15 protein-coding genes are annotated in these 14211 nt (G+C 54.6%); 11 read left to right on the top strand and 4 right to left on the bottom strand.

What is annotated here, in order from left to right; genetic code table 11:
- Nucleotide 1: 1 nt before the first annotated feature.
- From ACR0FE_RS12600 to ACR0FE_RS12575, 6 genes are read left to right on the top strand one after another with little or no spacing between them, the layout of a single operon-like run.
- Nucleotides 2-1288, top strand: coding sequence for a TRAP transporter large permease (locus tag ACR0FE_RS12600; RefSeq protein ID WP_170611038.1), 1287 nt, complete (start codon nt 2-4; stop codon nt 1286-1288).
- A 19-nt stretch (nt 1289-1307) separates the two neighbouring features.
- Nucleotides 1308-1733, top strand: coding sequence for a heme-binding protein (locus tag ACR0FE_RS12595; RefSeq protein ID WP_170611041.1), 426 nt, complete (start codon nt 1308-1310; stop codon nt 1731-1733).
- Nucleotides 1708-2631: an NAD(P)-dependent oxidoreductase gene (locus ACR0FE_RS12590; protein WP_480490907.1), complete on the top strand. Its 924-nt coding sequence runs from the start codon at nt 1708-1710 to the stop codon at nt 2629-2631. The genes ACR0FE_RS12595 and ACR0FE_RS12590 overlap by 26 nt, the downstream gene beginning before the upstream one ends.
- Before the next feature lie 59 nt (nt 2632-2690).
- A complete protein-coding gene (locus ACR0FE_RS12585) occupies nt 2691-3434 on the top strand; it encodes a 3-oxoacyl-ACP reductase family protein (protein WP_480912968.1) in 744 nt (247 codons plus the stop codon).
- Nucleotides 3435-3451: 17 nt separating this feature from the next.
- Nucleotides 3452-3763 (top strand): cupin domain-containing protein, encoded by a 312-nt coding sequence (locus ACR0FE_RS12580; protein WP_170611050.1) that lies wholly within the window; start codon nt 3452-3454, stop codon nt 3761-3763.
- Nucleotides 3747-4691 (top strand): sugar kinase, encoded by a 945-nt coding sequence (locus ACR0FE_RS12575; protein WP_480912966.1) that lies wholly within the window; start codon nt 3747-3749, stop codon nt 4689-4691. Before ACR0FE_RS12580 ends, ACR0FE_RS12575 begins: the two co-directional genes overlap by 17 nt.
- Nucleotides 4692-5156: 465 nt before the next feature.
- Here the strand turns inward: ACR0FE_RS12575 and ACR0FE_RS12570 are convergent, their stop codons facing one another.
- The 4 genes from ACR0FE_RS12570 to ACR0FE_RS12555 form a co-directional block, all read right to left on the bottom strand.
- A complete protein-coding gene (locus ACR0FE_RS12570; RefSeq protein ID WP_480912965.1) occupies nt 5157-6134 on the bottom strand; it encodes a 2-dehydropantoate 2-reductase in 978 nt (325 codons plus the stop codon).
- A gap of 4 nt (nt 6135-6138) precedes the next feature.
- Nucleotides 6139-7674 (bottom strand): acyl--CoA ligase, encoded by a 1536-nt coding sequence (locus ACR0FE_RS12565; RefSeq protein WP_170611059.1) that lies wholly within the window; start codon nt 7672-7674, stop codon nt 6139-6141.
- 60 nt (nt 7675-7734) lie between these two features.
- The gene (locus ACR0FE_RS12560) at nt 7735-8418 is read right to left on the bottom strand and encodes a fumarylacetoacetate hydrolase family protein (RefSeq protein ID WP_170611062.1); all 684 of its coding nucleotides are present in this window, start codon (nt 8416-8418) and stop codon (nt 7735-7737) included.
- Between the two features lie 194 nt (nt 8419-8612).
- Nucleotides 8613-9293 carry a FadR/GntR family transcriptional regulator gene (locus ACR0FE_RS12555; protein WP_170611065.1) on the bottom strand — a complete coding sequence of 227 codons (681 nt, stop codon included), beginning with the start codon at nt 9291-9293 and terminating at the stop codon, nt 8613-8615.
- 141 nt (nt 9294-9434) lie between these two features.
- Between ACR0FE_RS12555 and ACR0FE_RS12550 the strand changes: the two genes are divergently transcribed.
- From ACR0FE_RS12550 to ACR0FE_RS12530, 5 genes are read left to right on the top strand one after another with little or no spacing between them, the layout of a single operon-like run.
- Entirely contained in the window at nt 9435-10349 is a 915-nt protein-coding gene (locus tag ACR0FE_RS12550; RefSeq protein ID WP_371732348.1) for a fumarylacetoacetate hydrolase family protein, read from the top strand.
- Nucleotides 10350-10407: 58 nt separating this feature from the next.
- Complete coding sequence (locus tag ACR0FE_RS12545; RefSeq protein WP_170383461.1) at nt 10408-11436, top strand: ABC transporter substrate-binding protein; 1029 nt, start codon at nt 10408-10410, stop codon at nt 11434-11436.
- Nucleotides 11433-12242: an ABC transporter ATP-binding protein gene (locus ACR0FE_RS12540; RefSeq protein WP_170336353.1), complete on the top strand. Its 810-nt coding sequence runs from the start codon at nt 11433-11435 to the stop codon at nt 12240-12242. Before ACR0FE_RS12545 ends, ACR0FE_RS12540 begins: the two co-directional genes overlap by 4 nt.
- The gene (locus ACR0FE_RS12535) at nt 12239-13111 is read left to right on the top strand and encodes an ABC transporter permease (RefSeq protein ID WP_170611069.1); all 873 of its coding nucleotides are present in this window, start codon (nt 12239-12241) and stop codon (nt 13109-13111) included. The genes ACR0FE_RS12540 and ACR0FE_RS12535 overlap by 4 nt, the downstream gene beginning before the upstream one ends.
- 25 nt (nt 13112-13136) lie before the next feature.
- Nucleotides 13137-14177: an Ldh family oxidoreductase gene (locus tag ACR0FE_RS12530; protein ID WP_480912962.1), complete on the top strand. Its 1041-nt coding sequence runs from the start codon at nt 13137-13139 to the stop codon at nt 14175-14177.
- Nucleotides 14178-14211: the final 34 nt, after the last annotated feature.

Below are 14211 nucleotides of genomic sequence, written 5' to 3'. Positions count from 1 at the left end.
CATGGGACTGATGCTTCTTCTTGGGGTCTTTGCCCTTTGCGTCATAATCGGTACGCCGGTAGCCTTTGCCCTGGGCATCTCAGCTTTGGCGGCATTCTGGTACGAAGGCCTACCGCTTTTTGTCGGGTTTCAAAGGATCGTTTCCGGGGTCAACGTCTTTTCGCTGATGGCGATCCCGTTCTTCATCTTCGCGGGCGAGCTTATGTTTCATGGCGGGATCGCCATGCGATTGGTCAAATTCGCGCAGGCAGCGGTTGGTGCTGTGCGTGGCGGTCTGGGGATCGTCAATGTGTTCTCGTCAATGCTGTTTGGTGGTATCTCCGGATCGGCCATCGCGGACATCTCGGCACTTGGATCAATCCTTGTCCCGGTTATGAAAGACAAAGGGTATGATGCCGACTACGCGGTCAACGTCACGGTGACCTCCTCCATCGCCGGGATCATCATTCCGCCCAGCCACAACATGATTATCTTTGCACTGGCAACTGGTGGCGCGGTGTCGATCTCCAAGCTTTTTCTGGCGGGTGTGGTGCCAGGCGTGCTGATGTGCTGCTGCCTTGCGATTGCAGCCTATGTTGTGGCGGTTAAACGCGGCTATCAGGCCGAGCAATTTCCCGGTTGGACAGCACTAGCCATTGCCTTCGTCGGTTCGATCCCGGGATTGCTGACGGCAGTGATAATCGTTGGCGGAGTTTTGTCTGGAGTCTTTACCGTGACCGAGTCCGGTGCCTTTGGGGCAATGTATGCCTTCATCGTGACACTTATCGTCTACCGCAGTCTTAGCTGGGAGGGATTCAAGGAGGCGGTGATATCTTCAGTGCGCACAACTTCGATGGTCATGATCCTGATCGCTTGTGCGGGCGCATTCGCCTACATGCTGACCTTCAACCGCGTGCCCACCAAGACGGTCGAATTCCTGCTGGGTATAACCGAAAATCCGATCCTCATCCTGCTAATGATCAATGCAGTTCTGCTGCTTCTTGGAATGATCATGGACATGGCAGCGCTGATCCTGATCTGCACACCGATCTTTCTACCGGTGATGAACATGTTGGGGATCGACCCGGTGCAATTTGGCATGATCCTTTTGGTCAACCTCGGCCTGGGACTGTGCACGCCGCCTGTGGGCACCTGTCTTTTTGTAGGTTGCGCAGTTGGCAAGCTGCCAATGGAGAAAGCCGTGAGAACGATCTGGCCGTTTTACCTCGCGATCTTTTCAGCGCTCATGCTGATCACCTTCATACCGGCGATCTCCCTGACGTTGCCGAACCTAATAATCTCCCAATGATCGGCGGAGTGTGCAGCTCATGTTGACGATTAAGAGACTGGATATCACCGACGCCGAGAGGCTGATCGCAAGCGCACGCGCCAAAGCACGTCAGATCGGCGTGCCAATGTGCATCGCCGTGACCGATGAAAGCGGCAACCTCATCGCTTTTGAGCGTATGGACGGTGGCAAGATTACCAGCATTCAACTGGCCATTGACAAAAGTTTTACCGCAACTGGAATCCAGAAAGGCACAGGTGCCTTGGGAGAAGTAAATCAGCCTGGCATGCCTGCGCACGGAATCTCCTCCGCTTTGGGTGGGCGCATGGTTGCTGTTGCGGGCGGCTTGCCGATCATGTCGGGCGGCGTTGTCGTTGGCGGCATCGGCGTGAGTTCCGGATCGCCCGCGCAGGATCTCGAGGTGGCGCAAGCGGGCGCAGATGCATTCGATAACACGCCCACATGACAGTATGAAGGAGCGACATATGACAGCCCCAAAAATTGGATTCATTGGCCTTGGCCTGATGGGTGGCAACATGGCCGAATGCTTGCAAAACAACGGGTATGACCTGGTGGTGATGGGGCGGACGCGGAGCGCCCTAGAGCCCGCGCTTGCGCGGGGCGCGGTGGAAGCCAGCACCCCGAAAGAACTCGCTCTAGCCAGTGATATCGTCATGCTCTGCGTGACGACTTCGGAAGTCGTCGAAAGCTTGATCTACGGCGACGAAGGGATACTCGCTGGTATCAAGCCGGGGACAACCATCATTGATTTCGGCACGTCCATTCCGGCATCCACCCAAAAGATCGGAGCGGATTTAGCTGCAAAAGGGGCGGGAATGATTGATGCGCCTTTGGGACGCACGCCAGCACACGCCAAGGACGGGTTGCTTAATATCATGGCCGCAGGTGACATGGACACCTATGTCAAGGTGAAGCCCGTGCTAGACGTGCTTGGCGAAAACGTCTTTTACCTTGGTGCGCTTGGGTCAGGCCACGTGACGAAGCTGATCAATAACTTCATGGGCATGACTACCGTTTGCGCGATGAGCCAGGCTTTCGCTGTTGCCAAACGCACCGGAATTGACGTGCAGCAGCTGTTCGACATCATGTCGGCGGGCCCGTCCAATTCGCCCTTCATGCAGTTTTGCAAGAACTATGCTGTCGATGGGGTCAGTGATCTTGGCTTTTCGATTGCGAATGCTGCCAAGGACATCGGATATTTTGTACAGATGACACAAGACATGAATACCCGGGTCGAGATCGCAGAAGGTACTGCCGCTAACCTGGCTGCCGCTCTAGAGGCAGGCATGGGCCATGACAATGTCCCTGAAATCTATGATCTTTTTGTGCAACGCGGCGCATAAGCGTTTAACGACTACTGTCCAATCTATTTCGCGCCGATTTCAGCTTTGAAGGACTTCCAATGAAACTCGAAGGAAAAACCGCCATCGTCACAGGAGGGGGCCGCGACATCGGCAGAGCCGTCGCCGAGAAATTAGCCTCAGAAGGCGCAAGTATCGCTATCAACTACTTCTCAAGCTCCAAAGGAGCGGATGAGACCGTCGAGGCCATCAAGACGCAAGGTGGCCGTGCAATCGCAGTTCAGGGGGATTTGAACAACAAGGTAGATGCGGATGCGCTGGTTAAGGCGGCAGTGCAGGCCTTTGGCGGCGTCGATATCCTCGTTAACAATGCGGGCGGACTCATTGCCCGCAAGACCATCGCGGAGATGTCTTTGGAGCATTGGGAGGCCGTGATGCGCCTTAATGTCACCAGTACGTTTCTTATGACTCAGGCGTGCCTGGCGCACATGAATAGCGGGGCGATCGTGAATCTGGCAAGTCAAGCCGGTCGCGACGGAGGCGGTCCGGGAGCCGTTGCCTACGCTGCCTCCAAGGGGGCGGTGATGACCATGACCCGAGGGCTGGCCAAGGAAGTTGGTCCAGAAATCCGTGTTAACGCGCTTTGCCCCGGCATGATCGACACGGATTTCCACAATATTCACACACCGGACGCCGGGAGACGCGGCTTCGAGGCAAACGCCCCACTCAAGCGTCAAGGGCATGTTCAAGATACGGCAAATCTTGTCCTGTTTCTTGCTTGCGACGACAGCGCTTTCATCACCGGTGCGAATATCGACATCAACGGCGGCATGCTTTTCTCGTAACACACAAGGATCACATAATGTCTGAGTATCCCATTGTCTCAACCGGACCCGATGTGACCCGGCAAGTCTTGTCGGATCATGATCAGTTGATGGTTGTTGCCTTCAGGTTTGCAGCGTCGGGAGCCATTGGAACCCTTCACAGCCATCCCCATGTGCAATCGACTTACGTAGAAAGCGGCCGATTTCGGTTTACGCTTGGCCAGGAAGAGCGCGAAGTTGGTCCTGGCGACAGTTTCGTGATCCCTTCCGACCAGACCCACGGATGTGTCTGTCTCGTGCCGGGCGTTCTAATCGACACCTTTACTCCGCGCCGTGACGATTTTCTCTGACCGCTCTGGTCCGAAACGCGTTTTGTCGATTGGCGAGTGCATGGCCGAACTCGCTCCGACAGGGGACGCGAGGACGTTTCGCTTGGGCTTTGCCGGAGATACCTTCAACACCGCTTGGTATCTCGCTCAGATTTCGACACAGGCAGAGGTCGCCTATTTCACCGCCGTTGGCGATGATGACCTGTCCAGCGAAATGTTGAAGTTTATGCGGGCCAGCAATATTTCTGACGCTCATGTTCAGTTCATGCCAAACAAAACTGTTGGTCTCTATCGCATACATGTGAGTGAGGGCGAGCGCAGCTTTACCTATTGGAGAGAGGCGTCGGCTGCACGTCAACTCGCCAAGGACGCAAAGGCATTGAATGCCGCAATTGATGAAGCGGACTTGATCTATTTCTCAGGCATAACGATTGCGATCCTTGACGAACTTTCCCGTAACATCTTGTTAAAGTCTCTGAAGAAGGCACGGGCAAAGGGAAAAGCTATCGCTTTCGATCCAAATCTCCGACCCCGGCTTTGGCGGTCAAACTACGAGATGACGTTCATGGTTACGCAGGCAGCGACCCTTGCCGATTTGGTACTACCTTCGTTCAATGATGAAGCGCAGTGGTTCGGAGACAGCGACCCCGTTGCCACCCTGTATCGCTATGCTGATCTGGGCGCGTCACAAGTTGTGGTCAAGGATGGAGACAACCCGGTGATCTTTCTGTCCGACGCCGAGCATAAAGAAGTTCTGGTCCCGCCAATCGGAGTCCCAGAGGACACAACCGCTGCGGGCGACAGTTTCAATGCAGGTGTATTGAATGGCTTGATAAAGGGGCGCGATCTACACACCAGCATTCAGGAAGGTTGCGCGCTGGCCGGGCGTGTCGTGCAGCAATCCGGTGCCTTAGTGCCCGTGGCTCGAATGATCGTTGCCGATCAGTAGATTTGGCGTTTGGACACGGCACTCCAGTCTCTTGGGAAGCAACCCTGCGTTTGACCGTAGTTGATACTCCGGTTTTCCGGTGCTGAGCTCTCAGCTGGTAACAAACTCGAACAATACTCATTTTTGCCGAACTCCAGTGAACGTCAGCTTCCCGGACAGATGCTGCGCGCAGAGCGAGTGTCTGACAAGGGCTCGGTGCAGACGTTCGCCTGAATATCGCGAGCGACCGCTACGCGGACAAAGCGGATGTACAGCATCACCGAAAGGTGGATGATCTCGAGATTGGTTTTAAGAATTTGAAAGAGGCAGGTCTAGGCATATGCAAAAGCAAGCAAAACTCCTGCCCCGCCCAAGCAAAGTTCTTCTGACAAGACGCTTGAAAGATCTGCGTTTTGTAGCGCCGGATCGCTATTCAGCTCCCCGCCCGCCCAGAACTGATCTCTTCAGATGATCGCCAGCAGAATCTTAGTAAAGACCCGCGACCTTTGCCCTCAGTTTTATCAGTGATGCAACAGTGTCGATTGTGGGTGTTGCGATCCCGGTCAGTTGCCCCAATTCCTGTACTGAAGTGACCAAGGCATCAATTTCCATAGGTCGGTTCAGCTCCAAATCCTGCCACATCGAGGTCTTGTGTGCTCCGACAGCCGCTCCTCCGTCAATGCGCTTTTCGACATCAATCGGGAACCTAACCCCCAGTTTTTCACCGATTTCCTGAGCCTCTAGCATCATTCCACGTGCCACGGAGCGTGAACCTTCATCAGTACACAAGACATCAAGTGTTGAGTGGGTAAGTGCGGAAATCGGGTTGAACGACAAGTTGCCCCATAGCTTCAGCCAAATTTCATCCCGTATTCTTGGTCTTACGGGCGCGCGCAACCCGGCGGTGGACAATGCAGCCGAAAGGTTGGAGGCACGGTCTGATTTAGTGCCATCGGGCTCACCCAAAGAAAAACGATTGCCTTCGACATGCTTGATCGATCCCGGAGCAATGACTTCCGCGGCCGGATAAACAACACACCCAAGCACACGATCCGGTCCGAAACCGTTCCATTGCGCGTCTCCCGAGTCTACAGATGACAATCTCGTCCCCTCGAAGGGACCGCCCAGCTTGTGGAAATACCACCAGGGTACCCCGTTCACTCCGCTCACTATTGTCGTTTCATCCCCAATCAGTGGCTGGATCGAGTCCACAACTGCTGGAACGGAATGCGCTTTCAGTGTGATAAAGACATAGTCTTGGGCGCCGAGATCGGCGGCATTGTCCGAGGCGCGTATTGGCACGTTGATTGGGTCCTGCCCATCCTCTTGGAGAGTCAGCCCTTTTTCTTGCATTGCAGCCAGATGTGGGCCACGTGCAACGACACTGACGTCGACGTCAGTCTGCGCGAGCTTCGCGGCAACGTAACCTCCGATAGCTCCGGCACCAAAGATGCAAACTTTCATGTGTCTAAGCCCTTGCCAGTCCCAATTTAGCGGCCAGCCCAATCCTTTGTATCTTACCAGTCGCACCTTTTGGTATCTCTTCGAGAATAACCACTGAAGTCGGCACCTTGAATTTTGCGAGCCGTGCGCCAACAAAATCCCGGACGTCCTGACCTGCAATCGTCGCTCCTTCTGAGAGCACCACCGCCGCCGCTATATCTTCGCCCAGTTTCTCGTGGGGAACGGCAAAACAAACCGCCTGAGCAACGTCCGGATGGCTTAGAAGCACGGCGTCAACTTCAAGTGGACTGATTTTTTCTCCACCGCGATTGATAAGCTCCTTAAGGCGTCCAGTCAGTCGCAGATAATCCTCTTCGTCGAACGACCCTTGATCACCGGTGCGAAACCAGAGTTTTCCATCCGCTTCAAAGAAATTATCTGCATTTGCCTGCGGGTTGCTCTCATACCCAGGGGTCACGTTCGGACCGCTGATAACGATTTCTCCGACATCCCGCGAAGCGATCAATACATTTTCCGTTTCGTCTGCAATTCTGACTTCAGGGCCCGCTGCTACTCCGACGTATCCGGGCTTTTGCTTTTGTGGAGGAAGCGGGTTGCAACACATTTGATGCGTGGCCTCAGTCATACCGTAGGCCTCGATGACAGGCGCATTGAATGTCGCCACCAACTCTTCCATGACCGGCGCGGGCAACGACGCGGAAGACGACCGCAAGAAACGCAAGCGCGATTGCTCAATGACTGATTGGTTTCGGGCGGCTCGGGCGAGAATAGCTTGGTGCATTGTCGGAACCGCCGTGTACCATGTCGGATCAACCTCAGCGACCTGTGAAAAAAAGCTAAGAGCGTTGAACCCAGGGGCGCAGCTAATTTGCGATCCGGCGCCTAAAGAAGCCGCGACTGCTGCGATCAACCCATGGATATGGAACAGCGGCATGATGCTTAGACAACGATCATCGATTGTCAGCTTCAAAGACGAAGCCACGTTCCGTGCCGACGAGTAGATATTGGCCTGCGTCAAAGGAACGATCTTGGGGCGCGACGTTGTTCCTGATGTATGGAGTATCAGGGCGACGTCATCTTCACCCGGCGCTGATGTATCAGCCACTCCAATTGGGTCACAGGCCAAAACGGAAAACTGTCCAGCTGGACGAGAACTATCGCTAGAAATCCGCAAGACGGCCACACCCAGTTCAGTCGCCGCTTGCACGGCTGGGCCACTTTCGTTTTCGCTTACTACAAGAGCCTTGGCTTTCAAGTCTTTGAGATAGAATACATATTCTTCGATAGTATAAGAAGGGTTTAAAGGCGCCGTCGTCGCCACTTGGGCGACGGATATGAATGCCGTCGCCATCTCTGGTCCGTTAGGCAACACAATTGCCACCCTGTCGCCGCGCCCTATTCCGATCTGATGCAGATCCTCTTTGACCTTCGCGCAATGCTCGCGCAAACCAAGGTAGCTCAACCAAGGCTGGCCAGGGGCGCCAATGGCATTTGCCGTGTCTGCATGGTGTGCAATCAATTCAGCGACTAAATCGGGCATCTGTTATCCGTTTACACAAGCATCGGTTTCTTTCGCAATGTTAGGTCGTCGCAGCAGGTTCTAAGTCACGCGTACGTTCAGGCTGCCCAACTTGTCGACGGCCAAGACCATAACATCCCCTCGGTTGACGGGACCAACACCAGAAGGTGTCCCTGAAAGGATAACGTCCCCGGCCGCAAGCTCGAAGTAGTCGCTCAGATACGAGATCATCTCGGGGACTTTCCAAATCATCTGGTTCAAGTCGCCTTCTTGCCGAACTTCACCATTCACCGTCAGAGTAATCGGACCTCCGTCGAGATGCCCGACCTCTGATGCCTTGTGAATTGGTCCGCATGGCGCCGAGCGCTCAAACGCTTTCCCAATTTCCCACGGGCGACCCATCTTTTTCATCTGCCCTTGCAGGTCGCGACGGGTCATATCAAGCGAAAGGCCGTACCCAAAGACATGATCCAATGCATCGTCCACCGAGATATTCGTGCCGCCGGACTTGAGCGCAACAAGCATTTCTGCTTCGTGGTGCACGTCGGAACTGTGCGGAGGGTACGGGAATTCCCCTGAAGGGTCCAAATTGTTTGGGTTCTTTTGAAAGAAAAATGGAGGTTCCCGGTTCGGGTCATGGCCCATTTCAATTGCATGCGCCGCGTAGTTTCGCCCAATGCAGTAGACACGCCGGAGCGGGAACGTGCCGCCCCCCGATACGGGTATGACATGCACCTGCGGCGCGGGAATTACATGATCGGACATCGCTTTCCTCCTGAACGCTTGACTGCCAAAGATCGGATTTCCGAACGGTCAGATACCTTCCAATCGATGCCACGCCACATTCAAACGGACGCGGCGGCTTACCAAGTCATCGCCAAAATTCAGGCTGTTTTGCAAGACCAACGGCTACAATCTGCCCCGACCATTTCCCGAATTGGTTGGGCGCCAGCGCTACTTCAGCTGTCGGACTGGATGCTCGTAGGCAGCACCCGCGAATAAACCGATTTCAGGTGATCCACCATGGCACTGGCCGCAAGCTCACAGTCGCCTTTTGCTATGGCAGACACGATCACATCATGTTCGCTAAAGCTGGAATAGTCTTCTGCGGGCTTTAAAGTTTCGCGTGGCTGCCCCCAAACAATCGATCTTCGAACCGAATTCAAAGTCTCAAAGAAGTATAAAAAGAGCTGGTTACGAGTGGAGCGGGCTATAGCGTAATGCAAATTATTGTCCCAAGCTTCGTACGTGCGCCAATCCTCTGCGGTACGACATTTGTCCGCGCATAGCCTCATTTGCTCACGATCGGAACGTGTGGAATGGAGCGCTGCGAGGCGGCTAAGCTGCGGCTCGATCGTAAATCTAACGGATACAACCTGTTCAGGTTTAATTTGGTTGCCCAAATAAGTTACATCGGTGAGGTTGAGAACCGGCCTGGATCCAACAAATGTTCCCCGCCCCACATGACGCCAGATTAGCCCCTGGGCCTCAAGCTCTGCCAACGCTCTTCGCAACTGATTGCGAGTGGTCCCAAGTTTTGAACACAGCTCACGTTCAGGTGGGAGCCTGTCGTTATGCCTATATCCGGCATTGTTAATCAGGTCGCGTACGCGGTGCGCGAGTTCGGTTGGTGCACTCATATCTCCACCCAATTTGGCGATTGGTTGATTGATTGAAACGCCAAGTCGGAAAAAACTCAAGGGCAAGAGGAAAGCAAGAAACGAGTCGCCGGACAGGATCCGTGACCACGTCTTGACACAAGCACGAGGGAGGAGTGCCGAGTGCGGTTAGCAACTGTTTCCGTAGAGGGCCACGCCGTTTGCGTGGCAATACTAAACGATGGCGGCAAGTTGGACGTTTTGCGCGCAGCGCAAGTGCTTGGCGAAGCGCTGGACGCAGGTTCAATGCAGCATCTGATCGCAGGCGGAAAAGAAACACTTGGCGTTTTGAAAACCCTCGTTTCATCGGCCGAAACGGGTAATCTAAACGACGCACTGGTCCCGGATGACGTGCCGTTTCTGGCACCAATTCCTTCCCCGCGTAAGAACGTTTTCTGTGTCGGGCGCAATTATGCTGAACACATCGCCGAGGGCGAACGTGCCCAAAACCAAAAAATTGGCGTAACAGAGCATCCGGTCTTCTTCACAAAACCGCCGACATCGATTGTGGCGCCAGAGGCAGACATTCTGATATTCCCCTCAGTCTCACAAGCCATTGACTATGAAGTTGAACTGGCAGTTGTGATTGGAAAACCGGGGCGAAACATAGCCAAGGCTGACGCATACGACCATGTATACGGCTATACGATTCTCAATGACATCACCGCACGCGACATTCAACGCCGACATGGTGGGCAGTATTTCAAAGGCAAAGGTTTAGATGGGTCTTGCCCATTGGGCCCCTTCATAGTGACCGCTGATACAATCAGCGATCCGCACGCTCTATCAATCGGATTAACAGTCAACGGCGAACAGCGCCAAAACGGATCGACGTCGGACATGATTTTCGACATTCCAACGCTGATCGCATCCCTTTCAGAAGGTATGACCCTGGAACCTGGCGACGTAATCGCGACCGGCACACCGTCTGGTGTCGGATACGCCATGGACCCACCACAGTTCCTGAAAGACGGGGACACTGTGGTTTGTGAAATTTCAGAAATCGGCACGCTCAGGAATACCGTGCGCGTCGTTTAAGTGGCTCCTGCATAGCTGAATCTGCGGGTTGCCAACCATGCAAGGGAGGAAGACTAAAATGATGAACAGAAGGACTTTCACAGCGTCCTTGCTTTCGGCGGTTCCGGTAGCAGGAGCACTAGGAACACAGGGCTTTGCGCAGGACTTGCGTAAAATTACCTTCGTGCAGCCAAGCCCTTCGGCAATCAATTCATTTCCGGTTTTTGTCGCCATCGGCGAAGGTTATTTCGCTGATGAAGGGTTGGATGTGACCGTCGAGGCGATCAACGGCTCAGGAGCCGTGCTTCAAGCATTGTCCGCCGGGCAGGCTCACTTCGGTCGCCCCGGTCCTGGCCCCTTAATTGCCGCACGGTCGCGGGATGTAGATGCCGTACACATCTACAACGTTGCGGCACGCAGCAACTTTGGCATAGCCGTGCCAGAAGACTCTGACATCCAAAGTGTTGAAGAGCTTCGAGGTAAAGTTATCGGAACAGGCACGGCCGATGGCGCAGAAGTCGGCTTTGCACGTAACGTGATGACCGGAGCAGGCATGAAAGAGGGTGAAGACTTTACCTTCCTTACCGTCGGCGACGGTGGCCCGGCGACCGCGGCTTTCCTAAACGGCGAAATCGACGCTTACTCTGCTTCGACGGCTGACACGGCAATTCTGAACCAGCGCGGAATGGCGGTGCGTGACATCACGCCTGCGGAGTTCGGGCGTTTCTTCGGTAACGGCATCGCCACAATGGCTGACACAATCGCCAACGACCGTGAATTGGTCGAAGCTTGGAGCCGCGCGTTCGCACGTGGTCATGCATTTGCACTGGATGATGCCAACCGTGAAGCTGTTTTGAAGCATTTGGCGGATGGCAACCCGCAGGAAGGCGAGGACAAGGAGTTCCAGTCAGCACTTTTCGATGCCGTACGCTCGAAAACTATCGCGGCGGATCCGAGCAATGGCCTGGGATGGTACCCCGCCGAAGTTTGGCAGGAATGGCAAGACGCACTTGTTGCAGGGGGCGAAATCCCAGGGCCGTTGGATGACCTGAGCGCTGCTTGGACCAACGAGTTTGCTGCCATCGGCAACGCGGCTGTCAGCAAATGAACGCTGTAGTCACACATGAGTTTTCCGGCGCGCCTTTGGGCACGCCGGTCTATGAGTTGACCCATGTAAGCAAGACCTATGCACGCAATCTTGTTGTCGCTCTCGAGGACATCAATCTGACGCTTCGGAAAGGAAGCTTCACATCTGTCATCGGGTCCAGCGGGTGCGGCAAGTCAACTCTACTAAAGATCATGGCGGGTCTGATCCCGCCCACCAAAGGGCGTGTAATCCTTCAGGGGCAACCAGTCACTGGGACCCGCCGGGACATCGGTATGATGTTTCAGCAAGCGACGCTTTTCCCCTGGAAAACAGCGGTGGAAAACATCGTCTTGCCAATTGAGATCCGCGATGGAAAAGCGGCGGCCAAGCAAGCTATGGCCAAGGCGCATGAACTTTTGGACATCGTAGGTTTGCAAGGGTTCGAAAACGTATATCCGAACGAATTGTCAGGCGGTATGGCACAACGCGCTTCGATCTGCCGAATGCTGATCACGGAACCAGCCGTACTATTGATGGACGAACCGTTCAGCGCGCTCGACGAGTTGTCACGCGACATGATGAACATGGAATTGCAGCGGATTTGCAGGGAACAGGATGCGACTGCTTTTCTTGTGACGCACTCAATTCAGGAAGCTGTTATTTTGTCTGACGAAATAGTCGTCTTGAAACCGCGCCCAGGCAGGATTGCTGAAATCGTCGAGGTCGACCTGCCACGCCCACGAACACTCGACATGATGACGACACCCAAATTCGGCGCTATCGTAGACTACATTCGCAGCCTCCTTGATAAGGGAGAAGAAATGTGAGCGAAGTTCAGAATTACTCACCTTCCGTAAAAGACGCTGCCCACTCAGAAGACACTGTATGGGAGCAGAAGGTTCACTTTATCGACTCGGTTCCTCGCTGGCTGGCGATGACCTTTGTCTTCGTGGTTTTTGTCGGAACTTGGCAAATTGTAACCAGCCTTAGGCTGGTCTCTCCGATCATTCTACCGACGCCGATGGAGACCCTCAAAGATATGATCTTCGTGGGGCAAAACCTTTTGACCGGCGGCTACATGCTTGGGGCACTGTGGATTACCATCAAAGAGGTCATCTATGGTTTTACGCTGGCAATCGCGATCGGATTTTCGCTGGGTGTTTTGGTTGGCGAAACAGCCTTTGGCGAGAAGGCAGTAATGCCCTATTTGGTTTCTATCGATACGATGCCGAAAGTCGCGTTCGCTCCTCTTTTTGTGGCTTGGTTGGGTTTCGGCATTGAATCCAAGGTGGCACTTGCGGCCTTTATCGCGACGTTTCCAATCGTGGTTGGGACTGCGGCCGGACTTCACGCCGCCGACGAAAACGCGCGCATGTTGTTCAAGACGATGGGCGCCAGCCGGATGCAGACATTGATCAAGATGAAGCTGCCAACCGGTCTGCCGCAGATATTCACCGGCCTCAAAATCGGAGCAGTTGGTGTTATGGCAGGCGCGATCACTGGAGAGTTCCTGGGGGGCGGTAAGGGATTTGGTGAGTTGATCCGTGTTGCGGCATCGCAGCTCAATACTCCGCGCGTGTTCTCCTTGATCCTGTACCTAAGTCTCGTTGGTCTCGCTGTATTTGCGACGGTGGTTTGGACACAGCGAAAACTGGTGTTCTGGCACAAAGAGCAGGTTGGCAGAGATGACTTCTGAGCCTGTGAAGATAAATTGCCAAGCCTTGCGTGAATTTGTGGCAAGCGCGCTCGTAACGAAAGGTGTGCCAGAAGCCGATGCGGTCAAGGTGGCCTCGCTGATGGTTGAGGCCGACATATTCGGCTACGGCACTCACGGAGTTTTTCGCCTGCGCCAGTACCTTGCCCGATTAGCAGGTGGCGGTTGCAATGCCACGCCCAACGTCACTATTGAACATGAAACCGTCGCAACCGCGTTGATTGACGGCGATGACGGCCTTGGGCATTTGGCTATGTCGGCAGCGCGAGATCTTGCGATAGAAAAGGCGAAAGAGGCAGGTATCGGATGGGTCGGTGTTCGGCGCGGCAATCATGCTGGACCTTTGGCACTTTATGTGCGCCCACAAGCCGAAGCTGGAATGCTTGGCATGGCCGCAGCGGTGGGCAGTGCTAACCACGTTCCGCCCTATGGCGGAAGCGACTTGCTTCTTGGCACCAATCCTATCGCTTTCTCTGCACCTGCCGATGGCCCCGACCCGTTTGTGTTTGATATGGCGACGACAGTTGCCGCGATGGGTAAGATCAAGACCCTGTTGCAGCAAGGCGAACCTATGCCCGAAGGTTGGATGGTTGGGCGTGATGGCAATCCGTTAACGGACCCTGCCCGCAAATCAGAAGGGTTTCTTTTGCCGATCGGAGGTCCGAAGGGTTTCGGCCTTTCCGTGGCCATAGGGTTGATGGCCGGAGTCTTGAACGGCGCTGCCTTCGGCTCTGACGTAGTCAACTTCACATCAGACACAACCTCACCCACAAACACAGGGCAATTCGTAATGGCGCTTGATCCGGCGGCCTTTGGAATGGAAAAAGACTTTGCTTCGAATGCAGCCCGCGTCTTCTCTGAAATGCGCGCATCCGCCCCCCTGCCCGGTCATGACCCGGTACGCCTGCCCGGAGACGGAAAAACGGCTGCAGCTGAGGCCCGTCGCAAAGACGGTGTAAGCCTCAACCCCGCTCTTTGCCGAGACCTCAACAATCTCGCCCTGTACTGTGGACTGACTCCCCCGTTTCCTGATGTTAACACTGACTAGCGGCATATCTGAGGGAAGCCGGACTGCACTTTTG

Source organism: Ruegeria sp. K7, assembly GCF_056531785.1.
Note: the sequence above shows the minus strand (reverse complement) of the source record. Positions and strands in the feature narration are given on the sequence as shown.